The sequence below is a fragment of the Azospirillum sp. TSO35-2 genome, assembly GCF_003116095.1.
Classification (GTDB): Bacteria; Pseudomonadota; Alphaproteobacteria; order Azospirillales; family Azospirillaceae; genus Azospirillum.
Genome location: NZ_LGRA01000018.1, coordinates 55827 through 71127 on the forward strand (window position 1 = coordinate 55827; position 15301 = coordinate 71127).

Sequence of the window (15301 nt, forward strand, 5' to 3'; positions counted from 1 at the left end):
GATGAAACTTCTGCGCCATGGCCCGCGCGGGGCCGAAAAGCCGGGGCTGCTGGACGGGCAGGGCCGCATCCGCGACCTGTCGGGGCACGTCGACGACATCGCCGGCCGCTGGCTGCTGCCCGAGGGGCTGGCGGAAATCGCGGCGCTGCCGACCGACCGCCTGCCGCTGGTCGATCCGGCGACCCGGCTCGGCGCCTGCGTCGCCGGGACCGGCAAGTTCGTCTGCATCGGCCTGAACTACTCCGACCACGCGGCGGAAACCGGCGCCACCGTTCCGTCGGAACCGGTGATCTTCATGAAGGCAACCTCCGCCATCCAGGGGCCGGACGACCCGGTGGAGATCCCGCGCGGCTCGACCAAGACCGATTGGGAGGTCGAACTGGGCGTCGTCATCGGCAAGACCGCCAAATACGTGTCGGAGGCCGAGGCGCTGGACCATGTCGCCGGCTATTGCGTCGTCAACGACCTGTCGGAGCGTGAATTCCAGATCGAACGCCAGGGTCAGTGGACCAAGGGCAAGAGCTGCGACAGCTTCGGGCCGATCGGCCCCTGGCTGGTGACGAAGGACGAGGTGCCGGACCCGCAGGCCCTCGACATGTGGCTGGAGGTCAACGGCCACCGCTACCAGAACGGTTCGACCCGGACGATGGTCTATGGCGTCGCCCACGTCGTGTCCTACCTGTCGCGGTTCATGAGCCTGCATCCGGGCGACGTCATCTCCACCGGCACCCCGCCCGGCGTCGGGCTGGGCCTGAAGCCGCCGACCTATCTGAAGCCCGGCGACCGGATCGAGCTGGGAATCCAGGGACTCGGCCGCCAGCGGCAGGAGGTCCGGGCCGCGGAGTGACGCCGCCCGGCTGAACCGGCGGGCTGGCGTTCCGACGGCCCCGTTCCGGCCCTGATGATTTGTTTGACACGCGGTTTGCTAGACAAAGCAACCAGCCGGCGTCGCGCCGGATGGGGAGGTGCCATGCAGCAAGCGTCGCCCGACACGGCCGCCGGCCGTTCCCGTCATCCGCCGGACCAATTGTCAGCCGGGGCCGAACTGCTGCGGCTGGAGGGCATCACCAAGCGCTTTCCCGGCGTGCTGGCCCTGGACGGGGTCGGTTTCGACCTACGCCGCGGCGAGGTCCACGCCGTTTGCGGCGAGAATGGTGCCGGGAAATCGACGCTGATGAAGATCATCAGCGGCCAGTACCAGCCCGACGAGGGCACGATCCACTACAAGGGCGAGGCCCGGCGCTTCGCCTCCTCGCTCGACGCCGAACGGGCCGGCATCGCCATCATCCACCAGGAGTTGAACCTGGTGCCGCACCTGAGCGTGGCGGAGAACATCTTCCTGGCGCGCGAGCCGAAACGCGGCTGGTTCGTCGACCGGGCCGCCCTGCGGCGTCAGGCCCAGGCCTGCCTGGACCGTCTCGGCGTCGACATCCGCCCCGACGCCCCGGTGAAGGCGTTGTCGGTCGCCCAATGCCAGATGGTGGAGATCGCCAAGGCGCTGTCGCTGAACGCCGAGGTGGTCATCATGGACGAGCCGACCTCGTCCCTGACCGAATCCGAAACGGCGCTGCTGTTCCAGGTGATCGGCGACCTGAAGGCGCAGGGGGTGGGGATCGTCTACATCTCCCACCGGCTGGACGAGATGGCGCTGATCGTCGACCGGGTGACGGTGCTGCGCGACGGCCGCTTCGTCGACACCCGCCGCTTCGCCGACACCAGCGTCGACGCGATCGTCGCGCTGATGGTCGGGCGGTCGCTGGACGACAAGTTCCCCGAACGCACCTCCGTCCCCACCGCGGACGTGCTGCTGGAGGCCCGCGGGCTGACCCGCAAGGGCGTCTTCCACGACATCGGGTTCGAACTGCGGCGCGGCGAGATCCTGGGCTTCGCCGGGCTGATGGGCGCCGGCCGTACCGAGGTGGCCCGCGCCATCTTCGGCGCCGACCCGCTCGACGCCGGCCAGATCCGGCTGGGCGGCCGCGACATCGCGGTGAAGAGCCCGCGCGACGCCATCGGCCACGGCATCGCCTACCTGTCGGAGGACCGCAAGGGCCAGGGGTTGGCGGTCAAGATGTCGGTGATGCAGAACCTGACGCTCGCCAACATGGCGGCGGTGTCGAACCGCTTCGGCTTCATCGACCGCGCCGCCGAGGCGCAGGTGGCGTGGCGCTACATCAACCTGCTGTCGATCCGCACGCCGTCGCAGCACCAGGTCGCCCGCCTGCTGTCGGGCGGCAACCAGCAGAAGATCGTCATCGCCAAGTGGCTGTTCCGCCAGTCGCGCATCCTGTTCTTCGACGAGCCGACGCGCGGCATCGACGTCGGCGCCAAATTCGCGATCTACCAGCTTCTTGACCGGCTGGCCGCCGACGGGATCGGCGTCGTGCTGATCAGTTCGGAACTGCCGGAAATCCTCGGCCTGACCGATCGGGTCGCCGTGTTCCACGAAGGCCGCCTGACGGCGGTGCTGAACACCCGCGACACCAGTCAGGAAGAGATCATGCATTTCGCCTCGGGCCACGACCGCCCGCCGGCGCCGGGAGCCGCAACGCCATGAGCAACCCGACCACCTCCAAGGCCATCGCCGCACCGGGCGACAGCGCTCCCGGCCCTGCAACCGGCCCGTCCATTGCGCCCCGGTCCGCCGCGCCGCGCCTGCCGTCCGGCGACGCGTCGGTCGGCCGGGTGATGAACGACCGCCGCAAGGACCTGATCCAGAAATTCGCCGCCCTGGCCGGCCTGGTGGTGCTGATCACCGTCTTCGCCTCGACCAGCGATGCCTTCCTCAGCGTCGGCAACGGCATGACCATCGCGTTGCAGGTCACCTCGATCGCCTATCTCGGCATCGCGGCGACCTGCGTCATCATCACCGGCGGCATCGATTTGTCGGTCGGCTCGGTCCTGGCGCTGTCGGGCGTGGTGGCGGCGCTGGCGGTCAAGGCCGGGGTGCCGGTGCCGCTGGGCATGGGGCTGGGCATCCTGGTCGGGGCGTTCTGCGGCGTCCTCAACGGGCTCTGCGTCACCCGGCTGAAGCTGCCGCCCTTCATCGCGACGCTGGGCATGATGATGGTGGCGCGCGGCGTCGCCCTGCAGATCACCGGCGCCCGCGCCGTGTCGGGGCTGGGCGAGTCCTTCGGCGAGCTGGGCAACGGCGCGCTGTTCCGCATCGTGAACATCGGCGAGGACGGCTTCCCCGACGTGGTGTTCCCCGGCATCCCCTATCCGGTGGTGCTGATGGTGGTGATCGCCATCGCGGTGGCGATCATGCTGAGCCGCACCACGCTGGGCCGCCACATCTACGCCGTCGGCTCCAACGCCGAGGCGGCGCGGCTGTCCGGCGTCAACGTCGCCCGCGTCACCCTGTTCACCTACGTGCTGTCGGGCACGCTGGCCGGGCTGACCGGCTGCGTCCTGATGTCCCGCCTCGTCACCGCCCAGCCCAACGAGGGCGTGATGTACGAGCTGGACGCCATCGCCAGCGCGGTCATCGGCGGCACTTCGCTGATCGGCGGGGTGGGCACCATCTCCGGCACCGCCATCGGCGCCTTCGTGATCGGCATCCTGCGCAACGGGCTGAACATGAACGGCGTGTCGTCCTTCACCCAGCAGATCATCATCGGGCTGGTGATCCTTCTGACGGTGTGGATCGACCAGATCCGCAACCGGCGCTGAACCGTCCAAAAACAATCCAACAGGGAGTGAAACCATGAAGACGTTCGTCTCGGCCTGTCTGGTCTCCGTCATTGCGCTGGCCGCCGGTTCGGCGCTCGCCGACGACGGCAAGGAAATCGCGGTGGTGGTGAAGACGGTGAACTCCACCTTCTGGCAGAATGTGCAGAAGGGCGCGGCGGCGGCCCAGAAGGAGGCCGGCGGCTACAGCATGACCTTCCAGGGCCCGGCGTCGGAATCGGCCATCGCCGATCAGGTCAACATGGTGGAGAACGCCGTCAACCGGAAGGTGGCGGCCATCGTCCTGGCCCCAACCGACCCCGACGCGCTCGTCCCCGCCCTGAAGAAGGCGTGGGAGGCGAAGATCCCGGTGGTGCTGATCGACTCCCCGGTGTCGGAGGACGGCAAGCGCTATTACCAGTCCATCCTGTCGACCGACAACGTCAAGGCCGGCGAGCTGTGCGCCAAGGCGCTGATCGACAAGGTCGGCACCAGCGGCAAGATCGCCGTGATGTCCTACGTCGCCGGCGCCGGGTCGGAGATCGGCCGGGTCGGCGGCTTCACGAAGTACATCAAGGACCATTCCAAGCTGGAGATCGTCGGCCCGTATTACTCGCAGTCGCAGATGGCGACGGCGCTGAACCAGACCACCGACGTGCTGGCCGCCAACCCCGACCTGAAGGGCATCTTCGGTGCCAACGAGCCGACCGCCATCGGCATGGGCCGCGCGCTGGCGCAGAGCGGCAAGGCCGGCAAGGTCGTCGCCGTCGGCTTCGACGGCAACCAGGACCTCCAGGGCTTCGTCAAGGACGGCACCCTGGAGGCCATTGCCGTCCAGGGCTCCTACCAGATGGGCCATCTCGGGGTGCAGACCGCGGTGAAGCTGATCAAGCACGAGAAGGTGGAGAAGACGCTCGACACCGGCGTGGTGCTGGTCACCAAGAGCAACCTCGACAAGCCGGAAGCCCAGAACGTTCTCTATTGAAGACGTTCTGTACGGATCCGGCGAGCCGTCCCTGAGGCCGGCAGCACGTTACGGTGTCCGTATCATCCCGTACCGTCATTCCCGCGAAGGCGGGAATCCAGAGTTGTCCATTGGTTCCGCTGTGGAAACGTCTGGATCCCCGCCTTCGCGGGGATGACGGGTGGCGTGTTCTCCCGGTGGTCCTCCTTCACGCCGTTCTTTCCCGCTCCAGAGGCGACAGCATGATTCTGACCGATCGGCGTATCCTTCCCCGCTCCGGCCTGTCGCTCCCGGTGATCGGGCTCGGCTGCGCGCAGTTGGGCGGGCTCTACCGGCCGACCAGCCCGGCGGAGGCCGACGACCTCGTCGCCGCCGCCTGGGACGCCGGCATCCGCTGCTTCGACACCGCACCTTATTACGGCTATGGCCGGTCCGAACGCCGGCTGGGGGCGGCGCTGTGCGACCGGCCGCGCGACGCCTTCGTCCTGTCGACCAAGGTCGGCCGGCTGATCCGCCCCAACGCCGACGGCGCGCGGGTGGCGGGGGTGGACGCCGACGGCTGGGCCGATCCGCTGCCCTTCCACCCGGTCTACGACTATTCCCACGCCGGGATCCTGCGCTCGGTCGAGGATTCGCTCCAGCGGCTCGGGCTGGCCCGCATCGACATCCTCTATGTCCACGACATCGGCCGGGTCACCCATGGCGACGCGCAGGCACAGCACTGGAGCGCGCTGACCACCGGTGGCGGCTTCCGCGCGCTGGACGAACTGCGGCGGGGCGGGCTGGTCAAGGCGATCGGCCTCGGCGTCAACGAGTGGGAGGTGGCGCTCGACGCGATGGGCGAGATCGACCTCGACCTCACCATGCTGGCCGGCCGCTACACCCTGCTGGAGCAGACCAGCCTGTCGCCCTTCCTGGAGCGCTGCCGAAGCACCGGGACCATGGTCGCCGCCGCCGGCGTCTTCAATTCCGGCATCCTCGCCGGCAACGGCAAGTTCAACTACGCCGACGCTCCGCCGGACACCGTGGCGCGGGTGGAGGCTCTGGCGGCCGCCTGCCGCGCCTTCAACGTGGAACTGCCGGCCGCCGCGCTGCAATTCCCGCTGGCCCACCCGGCGGTGGCCTGCTGCGTCACCGGCGTGCGCAACCGGGCGCAACTGGCGACCAACCTCGCCTGGTTCCAGGCACCGATCCCCGCCGCCTTCTGGACGGCGCTGAAAGACCGCGGCCTGCTGGACGAGGCCGCCCCCGTTCCTGGAGACGCATGAACCATGCGGATCGACGCTCACCAGCATTTCTGGCGGATGGACAGCCGGGCCGGCCAGTGGCCGCCGCCGGAGCTTGCCGCCATCCACCGCGATTTCCTGCCGCCGGACCTGCTGCCGCTGATCGAGCGCGAGGGGGTGGACGGCACCATCCTGGTGCAGTCGCTGCCCAGCGAGGCCGACACCGACTTCCTGCTCGACATCGCCGGCCGGCATGGCTTCATCCGCGGCGTGGTCGGCTGGACCGACCTGACCGCCGCCGACGCGCCGCAGCGGGTCGCCGCGCTCGCCACCCACCGCAAGCTGAAGGGCCTGCGGCCGATGGTGCAGGACGAGGCCGCCGACTGGCTGGACAATCCGGCGCTCGACCCGGCGGCGCGGGCGATGGTGGCGGCCGGGCTGCGCTTCGACGCGCTGGTCCTGCCGCGGCACCTGCCGTCGCTGTGGCGCTTCGCCCGGCGGCATCCGGCGCTGCCCATCGTCATCGACCACGCCGCCAAGCCGGACATCGCCACCGGCGGCACCCCGAACTGGGCGGCGGACATGGCGGCGCTGGCCGAGCTGCCCAACGTCTGGTGCAAGCTGTCGGGCCTGCTGACCGAGGCCGGTGACCGCACCGGGATCGACGATATCCGCCCCTACACCGACCGGCTGATCGCCCTGTTCGGTACCGGACGGCTGATCTGGGGCAGCGACTGGCCGGTGCTGCGGCTGGCCGGCGACTATGCCGGCTGGCTGGAGATGTGCCGCCGGCTGGTCCCGCTCCCCGACCATCGGGCGGTGTTCGGCGGCAACGCCGCCGCCTTCTACGGGCTGACATGAGCCACAGGGGCGCCGACAGCGCCCGCAATTCCCCGAGGACACCGTCATGACGTCTTCCGTTCCGACTTTCCTCCTACTCCACCCGGCCGACACCGTCGCCGTCGCCACCCGTGAGGTCGCGGCCGGCAGCCCGGTGGAGGCCGGTGCCTTCGCCGGGACCGCCGCGGCGACGATCCCCAGCGGCCACAAGATGGCGCTCCGCGCCGTCGGGACCGGCGAGCCGGTGGTGAAGTACGGGCAGGTCATCGGCGTCGCCACGCGGGACATCGCGCCCGGCGACCATGTTCACGTCCACAACCTCGGCATGGGCGACGCCCGGCTGGAGCACGGCGTCTCCCGCATCGTCGAGGCGTCCGGCGCGGTGGAGGAGGCGCAGTTCCTCGGCATCCGCCGCCCGTCCGGCCAGGTCGCGACGCGCAACTACATCGGCGTGATCGCCAGCGTGAACTGCTCGGCCACCGTCTGCAAACGCATCGCCGACGCCTTTCAGGGTGCGGCGCTGGCCGACTATCCGAACGTCGACGGCGTCGTCGCCATCGTCCACGGCACCGGCTGCGGCATGAACGGCACGGGGGAGGGGATGGCAATCCTGCGCCGCACCCTGCGCGGCTACGCCGACCACGCCAACTTCGCCGGGCTGCTGCTGGTCGGGCTGGGCTGCGAGATGAACCAGATCGCTCCCCTGGCCCAGACGCTGGCGCCCCGCCCCGACGGGCTGATCGCCACCCTGACCATCCAGGACGAGGGCGGCACCCGCGAGACCATCGACCGCGGCGTCGCCCTGGTGCGGGCGATGCTGCCGATCGCCAACGACGTCCGGCGCGAGCCGGTGCCGGCCCGCCACCTGATGGTCGGGCTGCAATGCGGCGGGTCGGACGGCTATTCCGGCATCACCGCCAACCCGGTGCTGGGCGCGGCGGTCGACCTGCTGGCGGCCCAGGGCGGCACCGCGATTCTGTCGGAAACCCCGGAGATCTATGGCGCCGAGCATCTGCTGACCGCCCGCGCCGCCTCGCCCGCCGTCGCCGACAAGCTGATGGACCGCATCCGCTGGTGGGAGGACTACACCCGGATGCACAAGGGCGACATGAACAACAATCCGTCGCCCGGCAACAAGGCGGGCGGCATCACCACCATCCTGGAAAAGTCGCTGGGCGCGGTGGCGAAGGGCGGCGGCACCCGCCTGAACGCGGTCGTCGATTACGCCGAGCCGGTGACCGAGGCCGGGCTGGTGTTCATGGACACGCCGGGCTACGACCCGGTGTCGGCGACCGGCCAAGTGGCGGGCGGGGCGAACCTGATCGCCTTCACCACCGGCCGCGGCTCCACCTACGGCTGCAAGCCGACGCCGTCGCTGAAGATCGCCACCAACAGCGCCCTGTTCGCCCGCATGGGCGAGGACATGGACTTCAACGGCGGCGCCGTGCTGGACGGCGGAGTCAGCGTCGCGGAGGCCGGGGCCGCCCTGTTCCGCCTGATGCTGGAGACGGCGTCGGGCCGACGCAGCCGCAGCGAGGAGCATGGGCTGGGCGACAACGAGTTCGTGCCCTGGCAGATCGGCGCCGTGATGTGATGCCGGGTTCGGATGTCCTCCTGACCGTGTATGACCACCGCTGAGCCGGGCTCTTCCCGTCGGTCGGGATTTATGGTAAATATCCGGCCATGGTAGAGACCCGACGCACCGGCGACCGTTCGAACGAGCCGATCCGCCCCGACTCCGGTGGCGGGCGCGTCCCCGCCATTGGCGCGCGCGCCCGCGCCGAAGGCGTCGGCCAGCAGGGACGGCAGCGCATCCCCAGCCTGCGCGAACTGGCCGCCCTGGTGGTCAACGGTGTGCTGACCCTGCCGCGCAACTACCGCCGCGGCATGTTCCTCGACGTTCAGGTTTAGGCGCCTCAGGTTTCGGCGTTCGTGTAGGGCGCCACCTCCGGCCCGAACAGACGGTCCAACAGCACCGGCGGCAGTTCGTATTGCGGCAGGCACAGGCTGCTGCTGCGGGCGTGCAGCGTGTGCAGGCACAGCCCCTCCGCGTCCGGGAAGGCGCCGACGCGGAACCGCTCGCGCGCGGCCTTGATGAAGGGCGCGTCCTCGCAGGCGTTCACCGCCGGAAAGCGCACCGCCTCCCACACCGCCCGGCGGTAGGCGTAGGAAAAGCCGTAGCCGTCGAGGTTGTCGGGGGAGGGCGGGGCGTCCGGCGCCTCGACATAGGCGCAGGTCTGGCGACCCCAGCGGTGGTGCGAGCCGCCGCGGGCGGTGTCCCAATAGCCGAAGCGCCGGTGCACCGCGGTGTAGAGGAACCAGCCCGACAGCTTCACCACATCATGCCCCTGGTCCAGCCAGCCGAGCATCCGCTCGATGTAGGCCGGGGCGTAGAAGTCATCGTCGTCCATATGGACGATCACCGACCCGCGCGCGTGCTCCGCCAGGATGTTGCGCTTTTCGCCGATGGCGTAGCGGCTGGCCGAGTAGAAATACTTCAGCCGCGGGTTGGCCAGCGGCTTCAGATAGGCCGACGGGCGCGGGCTGTCGTCGAACACCAGCCATTCGATGTCCTGGACCGTCTGGGCCCGGATGCGGGCGTGCAGGCGTGGCAGGAAGTCCTCGCGCTGCCATGTCGGCGTGACGATGCTGACCAGCGGGGCGGGGGATGCGGTGGTCATGGTGGTTTCTTGCTCGCGCCTGTGGCCTGCGTGTAGACAGGCGGCATGATAGCACCGCCCGTGCTTCGGCGCAGGCTTCGGGGGCTGGTTGGAGAAGGGAACGACGCTCGTGGGATCGATCGACCGGATCTGGATCGTCTTCGCCGCGCTGAACGGCGCCGTCGCGGTCGGCACCGGGGCCTACGCCAGCCACGCGCTGGCCGCCCAGCCGCAGGCCCAGGAGTGGTTCCGCCTCGCCGGGCAGTATCAGATGGGGCACGCGCTGGCGCTGGTCGCCCTGGTGGCGCTGGCGCCGCGGCTGGGGGAGCGCGGCCGGACGGCGCTGCGGCTGGCCGGCTGGCTGTTCGTGGCGGGGATCCTGCTGTTCAGCGGCACGCTCTACGCGTTGGCCACCATCGGCCCGCTGCCGGTGCCGATGACCGCGCCGGCCGGCGGCTGGGCCTTCATGCTGGGCTGGATCGCCCTGGCCGTCTCGGCGGTGCGGGCACGCGGCTGAACCGGCGTTCGCGAGGCGGGACGTTCAGGCGCCGGTCGCAACCTGCAGCGGCGACTGCTCGCTGTCACGGGCATCGTCGTTGGTCGCGTGCTCCTCGCTGCCCGGCGTGCAGTACAGGCCGTGCAGGGTGGCCATGATCGTCTGCGCCTCGTGGCCGTTCAGCGAGTAATAGATGTTCTGGGCGCTGCGGCGGGTGCGGACCAGCTTGTCGCGGCGCAGGCGGGCCAGATGCTGGGACAGGGCCGACTGGCTGAGGCCGACCAGCTCCTCCATCTCGCCGACCGACCGCTCGCCCTGGCTCAGATGGCACAGGATGAGAAGGCGCCGTTCGTTGCACATCGCCTTCAGCAGCGCGCTGGCGCGTCGGGCGTTGGCCTGCAAATCCTCGATCTTCATCGCTTTCCCGTCGCCCTGTCCGTTCCGATTGGTCTTGTCGGCGCACCATTGTTGCGTGGCGCGGCAAAGAAATTGGTTTGTATGCTAGTATATTCGCAACACGCTCGCATTGTCCACATGCGGAAAACCGCAATGGGGAACCGGTCCGCTGCTTGGCGTCGCCCACAGCGTGAGCATGACCATTGCGGAACAATGGGGTTTTTCTCCAGCGGCGGCGTGAACGTGGTTGTGGAACGTCACGCCGGAGTTGTGGCGCGGCATGACCCCGTCCGTCAACCGGCAACCGTCCACCACCGCGATACCGACATCGGCGGGTGACAGGAAAATCCGGGTCGGCTAGCATCGGTTCCATGACCGATCATCCGTTGGACACCAAGGGCTTGCAATGCCCGCTGCCGGTGCTGCGCGCGCGTAAGGCGCTGAAGGCCCTCGCCGTCGGCGATACCCTGACCATCGAGGCGACCGATCCCGGCGCGCTGAAGGATTTTCCCGCCTTCTGCGAGGCGACCGGCAACCGCCTGCTGTCCTCCGAGGAGGCGGACGGCGTCCTGCGCTTCGTCATCGAACGGGTCGTCTAGGCTTTCTCCCGGCCGGCTCGCATCCGCCCTCCGGATGCCCGGATTCCGACCGGCTCCCAAAGGTGGAGTGTGACGAATCGTCCTGGATTCAGCCTGTACTTTCATTAGCGATGCAGGAAGAATGGTTTTCGGAAACGCTCTGAACGCCAACGATAACGACCGAAAAAAACCATGTTCACCACCCTGTTCACCCACCCGGCGTGCCTGGAGCACGACACGGGACTGGGGCATCCTGAATGCTCCGACCGCCTGCGCGCCGTGCTGGCCGCCCTGGAAACGGAAGAGTTCCACATGCTGGAACGGCAGGAGGCGCCGCGCGCCACGGTGGAACAACTCGCCCGCGCGCACCCGCAATCGCACATAGAGCGGGTGCTGGCGACCATCCCCGACGTGGAGCATGCGGGCATCGACGCCGACACCGTGGTGTCGCCCGGATCGGGGGAGGCGGCGCTGCGGGCCGCCGGGGCGGTGGTCGCCGCGGTCGACGCGGTGGCGACCGGCCAGTCGCGCAACGCCTTCTGCGCCGTGCGCCCCCCCGGCCACCACGCGGAACGGGAGAAGGCGATGGGCTTCTGCCTGTTCAACAACGCCGCCGTCGGCGCCTACCACGCGCGGGCGGCGCACGGGCTGCAGCGGGTGGCGGTGATGGATTTCGACGTCCATCACGGCAACGGCACCCAGGACATCTTCCAGCACGACCCCGACCTGCTCTATTGCTCGACCCACCAGTCGCCGCTCTATCCCGGCACCGGCGACGCCGGTGAGACGGGCGAGTACGGCAACTGCGTCAACGCGCCGCTGCCGGCGATGGCCGGATCGCCGGAGTTCCGGCACGCGATGACCCACATCATCCTGCCGGCGATCGATCATTTCAAACCGGACCTGCTGATCATCTCGGCCGGCTTCGACGCCCATTCGCGTGACCCGCTGGCCGGCCTGCACCTGATCGACGACGATTTCGTCTGGGCGACGCGCAAGCTGGGCGAGTTGGCCCGCACCCATTGCGGCGCGCGCATCGTCTCGGTGCTGGAGGGCGGGTACAACCTGCGGGCGCTGGCGTCGGCCAGCGCGGCCCATGTGCGCGAGCTGATGTATTGCTGAAGGGGCCACTCCCGACGGGGGGCGGGCCCTATCCGACCGCATAGGCCGCAAGGGCCGGGGCGTCGACCTGCCTCGGCCCTTGCGCCGGACGTGGGCGGGGCCTAACTTCGCGGGCTTGAGGTCTCATCCTATGGTTCTGCCCGACATGCCCCCTTCCTCCGCCGTGCCGTCTTCTTCTCCGATCCCGCCGGACATCGCCGCCCTGACCTTCGAGGACGCGCTCGCCGAACTGGAACGGATCGTCCGCCAGCTCGAGGAAGGCCGCGGCAAGCTCGACGACGCCATCGCGTCCTATGAACGCGGCACCGCGCTGAAGCGCCATTGCGAGTTGAAGCTGCGCGAGGCGCAGGCCAAGATCGATCGCATCACCGTGAGTGCCGACGGTTCGCTCGGCACCGAACCCGCCCGGATCGACTGACGTGCAGACCATATCCCAAACCGACCTGAAGACCGCCATGGCGGAGATCGCCCAGGCCGTCGAGATCAAGATCGGCGCCCTGCTGCCGACCACCGATCTGGCGGAAGCGCGGCTGTTCGACGCCATGCGCTATGGCTGCCTGAACGGCGGCAAGCGGCTGCGCCCCTTCCTGGTGATGCAGTCGGCGTCGCTGTTCGGGGTCAACCACGACTGCGCCATCCGCGTCGCCGCGGCGGTGGAGATGGTCCACAGCTATTCCCTGGTCCACGACGACCTGCCGGCGATGGACGACGGCGAGCTGCGGCGCGGCCGGCCGACCTGCCACCGCCAGTTCGACGAGGCGACCGCCATCCTGGCCGGCGACGGGCTGCTGACCTACGCCTTCGAGGTGCTGAGCGACAGCGAGACGCACGAGGATCCCAACATCCGCTGCCAGCTGGTCGCGGCGCTGGCCAAGGCGGCCGGCGGCCACGGCATGGTCGGCGGCCAGATGCTGGACCTGATCGCGGAGCACGAGACCTTCGACCTCGGCACCACCACCCGGCTGCAGCGGATGAAGACCGGCGAGATGATCGCCTTCTCCTGCGAGGCCGGCAGCATCCTGGGCAAGGCCAACCCGCCGCAGCGCCATGCGCTGCGCGCCTACGCCCATGACCTCGGCCTCGCCTTCCAGATCGTCGACGACCTGCTCGACGTCGAGGGCACGGCGGAGGAAACCGGAAAGACCGTCGGCCGCGACGCCCAGGCCGGCAAGGCGACCTTCGTCTCGATCCTCGGCCGCGAGCGCGCCCGCGCCCAGGCCGACATGCTGGCCCGCCAGGCGGCGGATCACTTGGACATTTTCGATGGTCGTGCCGATATGTTGAAGGCCGTCGCCGACTTCGTCGTCGCGCGCCGCGCCTGACTGGTGAGGATCCGCAAGACGTGACCGCCAACAAGACTCCGCTGCTCGACCTTTGTCCGACGCCAGCCAAGCTGCGGGCCCTGAAGCCCGAGCAGCTCCGCCAGTTCGCCGACGAGCTGCGCACCGAAACCGTGGCCGCCGTGTCGGTGACCGGCGGCCATCTCGGTGCGGGGCTGGGGGTGGTGGAACTGACGGTCGCCCTGCACTACGTGTTCGACACGCCCTATGACCGGCTGATCTGGGACGTCGGGCACCAGTGCTACCCGCACAAGATCCTGACCGGCCGGCGCGACCGCATCCGCACCCTGCGCATGGGCGGCGGCCTCAGCGGCTTCACCAAGCGGTCGGAGAGCGAATACGACCCGTTCGGCGCCGGCCACAGCTCCACCTCGATCTCCGCCGGGCTCGGCATGGCGGTGGCGAGCGGGCTGAAGGGCGAGCGCAAGAACGTCATCGCCGTGATCGGCGACGGCGCGATGAGCGCCGGCATGGCCTACGAGGCGATGAACAACGCCGCCTCGGCCAAGTCGCGGCTGATCGTGGTGCTCAACGACAACGACATGTCGATCGCCCCGCCGGTCGGCGCGATGAGCGCCTACCTGTCGCGGCTGATCTCGTCCAAGCCCTACCTGTCCTTGCGCCATCTGGCCAAGGAGATCGCCGACCAGCTGCCGCGCCCGCTGCGCAACGCCGCCCGCCGGGCGGAGGAATACGCCCGCGGCATGGTCACCGGCGGCACCCTGTTCGAGGAGCTGGGCTTCTACTACATCGGCCCGATCGACGGCCACAACCTGGACCATCTGCTGCCGGTGCTGCAGAACGTCCGCGACGCCGACGACGACAAGCCGGTGCTGATCCACGTCGTCACCAAGAAGGGCAAGGGCTACGGCCCGGCGGAGGAATCGGCCGACAAGCTGCACGCCGTCGCCAAGTTCGACGTGGTGACCGGCGCCCAGGCCAAGCCGAAATCCAACGCCCCGACCTACACCCGCGTCTTCGGCCAGTCCCTGATCCGGGAAGCGGAGGCCGATCCGACCATCGTCGGCATCACCGCCGCCATGCCGTCGGGCACCGGGCTGGACCTGTTCGGCCAGCGCTTCCCCGACCGCTGCTTCGACGTCGGCATCGCCGAACAGCACGCGGTGACCTTCGCCGCCGGCATGGCGACGGAGGGGTTCAAGCCGTTCTGCGCCATCTACTCCACCTTCCTCCAGCGTGCCTACGACCAGGTCGTCCACGACGTGGTGCTGCAACATCTGCCGGTGCGCTTCGCGCTGGACCGCGCCGGGCTGGTGGGGGCGGACGGGGCGACCCACGCCGGGTCGTTCGACACCGCCTATCTCGGCTGCCTGCCCGACATCGTGCTGATGGCCGCGGCGGACGAGCTGGAGCTGATGCACATGGTGGCGACCCAGGCCGCCATCGACGACCGCGCCTCGGCCCTGCGCTACCCGCGCGGCGAGGGGGTGGGGCTGGAGCTGCCCGACCGCGGCTCGGTCCTGCCGCTGGGCAAGGGACGGATCCTGCAGGAGGGCACCAAGGTCGCCATCCTCAGCTACGGCACCCGGCTGGGCGAGGCCCGCAAGGCGGCGGCCGAACTTGCGGCGCGCGGCCTGTCGACCACGCTGGCCGACGCCCGCTTCGCCAAGCCGCTGGACGAGGATCTGGTGCGCCGCCTCGCGCTCGGGCATGAGGTGCTGATCACCATCGAGGAGGGCTCGGTCGGCGGCTTCGGCAGCTTCGTTCTGCAGTTCCTGGCGACGGCGGGCCTGCTCGACGGCGGGCTGAAGATCCGGCCGATGGTGTTGCCGGACGTCTACCTCGACCATGATGCGCCGGCCAAGCAGTATGAGAAGGCCGGCCTGACCGCGCAGCACATCGTCCAGACCGCCTTGCAGGCCCTGGGCATCGGCAGCGCCGCCGCCCGCGCCTGAGTTCGGCCGACGCCCCTCCGGCGTCGGAACCCTCACGACCGTCATCGACCGGCCGCGCCCCCCAAGGGCGCGGCCGTTGCGCGTCCGGACGATC

General features: G+C 69.5%; 16 protein-coding genes. 14 read left to right on the forward strand and 2 right to left on the reverse strand.

Features of this window, described 5'->3' with window-relative positions:
* Nucleotide 1: 1 nt before the first annotated feature.
* From TSO352_RS11290 to TSO352_RS11325, 8 genes are all read left to right on the forward strand, one after another.
* Nucleotides 2-847 (forward strand): fumarylacetoacetate hydrolase family protein, encoded by an 846-nt coding sequence (locus tag TSO352_RS11290; protein WP_109107452.1) that lies wholly within the window; start codon nt 2-4, stop codon nt 845-847.
* A 123-nt stretch (nt 848-970) separates the two neighbouring features.
* Complete coding sequence (locus TSO352_RS11295; protein ID WP_109107453.1) at nt 971-2557, forward strand: sugar ABC transporter ATP-binding protein; 1587 nt, start codon at nt 971-973, stop codon at nt 2555-2557.
* The gene (locus TSO352_RS11300; RefSeq protein WP_247872040.1) at nt 2554-3672 is read left to right on the forward strand and encodes an ABC transporter permease; all 1119 of its coding nucleotides are present in this window, start codon (nt 2554-2556) and stop codon (nt 3670-3672) included. Before TSO352_RS11295 ends, TSO352_RS11300 begins: the two co-directional genes overlap by 4 nt.
* Nucleotides 3673-3706: 34 nt before the next feature.
* Nucleotides 3707-4654, forward strand: coding sequence for an ABC transporter substrate-binding protein (locus TSO352_RS11305; protein WP_109107454.1), 948 nt, complete (start codon nt 3707-3709; stop codon nt 4652-4654).
* A 221-nt stretch (nt 4655-4875) separates the two neighbouring features.
* A complete protein-coding gene (locus TSO352_RS11310; RefSeq protein ID WP_109107455.1) occupies nt 4876-5901 on the forward strand; it encodes an aldo/keto reductase in 1026 nt (341 codons plus the stop codon).
* 3 nt (nt 5902-5904) lie between these two features.
* A complete protein-coding gene (locus tag TSO352_RS11315; protein ID WP_109107456.1) occupies nt 5905-6720 on the forward strand; it encodes an amidohydrolase family protein in 816 nt (271 codons plus the stop codon).
* Nucleotides 6721-6766: 46 nt separating this feature from the next.
* A complete protein-coding gene (locus tag TSO352_RS11320; protein WP_109107457.1) occupies nt 6767-8293 on the forward strand; it encodes an altronate dehydratase family protein in 1527 nt (508 codons plus the stop codon).
* An 89-nt stretch (nt 8294-8382) separates the two neighbouring features.
* Complete coding sequence (locus TSO352_RS11325; RefSeq protein ID WP_109107458.1) at nt 8383-8610, forward strand: hypothetical protein; 228 nt, start codon at nt 8383-8385, stop codon at nt 8608-8610.
* 5 nt (nt 8611-8615) lie between these two features.
* Here TSO352_RS11325 and TSO352_RS11330 read toward each other — a convergent pair whose 3' ends face one another.
* Nucleotides 8616-9380 (reverse strand): glycosyltransferase family 2 protein, encoded by a 765-nt coding sequence (locus TSO352_RS11330; RefSeq protein ID WP_109107459.1) that lies wholly within the window; start codon nt 9378-9380, stop codon nt 8616-8618.
* Nucleotides 9381-9489: 109 nt separating this feature from the next.
* On the opposite strand from TSO352_RS11330, the gene TSO352_RS11335 reads away from it, so the two are divergent.
* Nucleotides 9490-9876 (forward strand): DUF423 domain-containing protein, encoded by a 387-nt coding sequence (locus TSO352_RS11335; protein WP_109107460.1) that lies wholly within the window; start codon nt 9490-9492, stop codon nt 9874-9876.
* Between the two features lie 24 nt (nt 9877-9900).
* On the opposite strand, the gene TSO352_RS11340 is transcribed toward TSO352_RS11335, so the two are convergent.
* On the reverse strand, nt 9901-10272 hold the full coding sequence (locus TSO352_RS11340; protein ID WP_247872041.1) for a metalloregulator ArsR/SmtB family transcription factor: 372 nt from the start codon (nt 10270-10272) through the stop codon (nt 9901-9903).
* A 350-nt stretch (nt 10273-10622) separates the two neighbouring features.
* Between TSO352_RS11340 and TSO352_RS11345 the strand changes: the two genes are divergently transcribed.
* The 5 genes from TSO352_RS11345 (at nt 10623) to dxs (ending at nt 15207) form a co-directional block, all read left to right on the forward strand.
* Entirely contained in the window at nt 10623-10850 is a 228-nt protein-coding gene (locus tag TSO352_RS11345) for a sulfurtransferase TusA family protein (protein WP_109107461.1), read from the forward strand.
* A gap of 171 nt (nt 10851-11021) precedes the next feature.
* Complete coding sequence (locus TSO352_RS11350) at nt 11022-11951, forward strand: histone deacetylase family protein (RefSeq protein ID WP_109107462.1); 930 nt, start codon at nt 11022-11024, stop codon at nt 11949-11951.
* Nucleotides 11952-12096: 145 nt separating this feature from the next.
* Entirely contained in the window at nt 12097-12369 is a 273-nt protein-coding gene (locus TSO352_RS11355) for an exodeoxyribonuclease VII small subunit (RefSeq protein ID WP_247872042.1), read from the forward strand.
* Nucleotide 12370: 1 nt separating this feature from the next.
* Nucleotides 12371-13273 (forward strand): polyprenyl synthetase family protein, encoded by a 903-nt coding sequence (locus TSO352_RS11360; RefSeq protein WP_199231567.1) that lies wholly within the window; start codon nt 12371-12373, stop codon nt 13271-13273.
* A gap of 20 nt (nt 13274-13293) precedes the next feature.
* On the forward strand, nt 13294-15207 hold the full coding sequence (dxs, locus tag TSO352_RS11365) for a 1-deoxy-D-xylulose-5-phosphate synthase (RefSeq protein WP_109107464.1): 1914 nt from the start codon (nt 13294-13296) through the stop codon (nt 15205-15207).
* The last annotated feature ends 94 nt before the right edge of the window (nt 15208-15301 follow it).